The sequence below is a fragment of the Aeromicrobium sp. PE09-221 genome, from assembly GCF_002174305.1.
Taxonomy (GTDB): Bacteria; Actinomycetota; Actinomycetes; order Propionibacteriales; family Nocardioidaceae; genus Aeromicrobium.
Window position 1 is genome coordinate 1 of the sequence record NZ_MIJB01000095.1, and the last position, 1,020, is coordinate 1,020.

The window sequence follows — 1,020 nt, forward strand, 5'->3', positions numbered from 1 at the left end:
TCCTAGTGTCATCTTTGGTCGGCTGTTCGATGGGACATCGTGATCCTGTTGAGATAAAAGAGTCTTTAAACGAATCTATTAATGAAGCGAATAGCAAGGCGCTTCACGAGCTGCCTTCATCTGTACAAGATGATCTTATGCCTCAGCTTAATTCCGATGCTATGTCTCCGGGAATGGAGACAGTGAAGCGTTTTCGTATTCAAGCAAAGGGTGTAGAAGCGAGAACCTTTTTTGCTAGTTTAGTGAAAGGCACAGAATACAGTGCAGCGATTCATCCTAGCGTGTCTGGAAAGCTTACGTTAAACCTAACGGATGTGACGCTAGATGAAGTGCTGGCTGTGGCTCAGGACATGTATGGCTACGATATTGAAAAGCGTGGCAAGGTGATTCAAGTCTACCCTGCAGGCCTTCGCACAGTGACAATCCCAGTCGATTACTTACAAGTTAAGCGCGCGGGTCGCTCATTGACGACGATAACGACGGGTACGATCTCTAACTCAGATAACAATTCATCGAGCTCTTCAAGCTCTGACTCAAATTCATCGAACTCTTCAAATAACTCAAACTCTACCTCGAACGGTGGTACTGAGATTGAGACCACATCTGAAAGTGATTTCTGGCCACAACTTGAAGCTGCGGTTGCGCACCTAATTGGTTCTGGTGATGGGCAAAGTGTTGTCGTGACGCCACAAGCGAGTGTGATTACCGTGCGAGCTTTCCCTGATGAAATTCGCGAGGTTCGTGAGTTCCTAGGTGTTTCTCAACAACGTTTGCAGCGCCAAGTTATCCTTGAAGCCAAAATCATGGAAGTGACTCTGAGTGATGGCTACCAACAGGGGATCAGTTGGTCGAATTTATCTAAATCGATCGGCAGCGGCGGTGTGGTGATTGACCGTCCTGCAAGTACTCTGCCTCCACTTGATGCCATCAGCTCTCTGCTCGGTGGACAAACTAACGTAACAATCTCAGATGGTAGCTTTGAAGCGGTATTGAGCTTTATGGACACTCAGGGTGATTTGA

The 1,020-nt window shown here is 47.1% G+C and carries 1 protein-coding gene; it reads left to right on the forward strand.

Features of this window, described 5'->3' with window-relative positions; all coding sequences use genetic code 11:
• Positions 1–29: 29 nt before the first annotated feature.
• Positions 30–1,020: secretin N-terminal domain-containing protein (locus tag BHE97_RS19500; protein WP_201791558.1), on the forward strand; the 991-nt coding region annotated here is incomplete at its 3' end.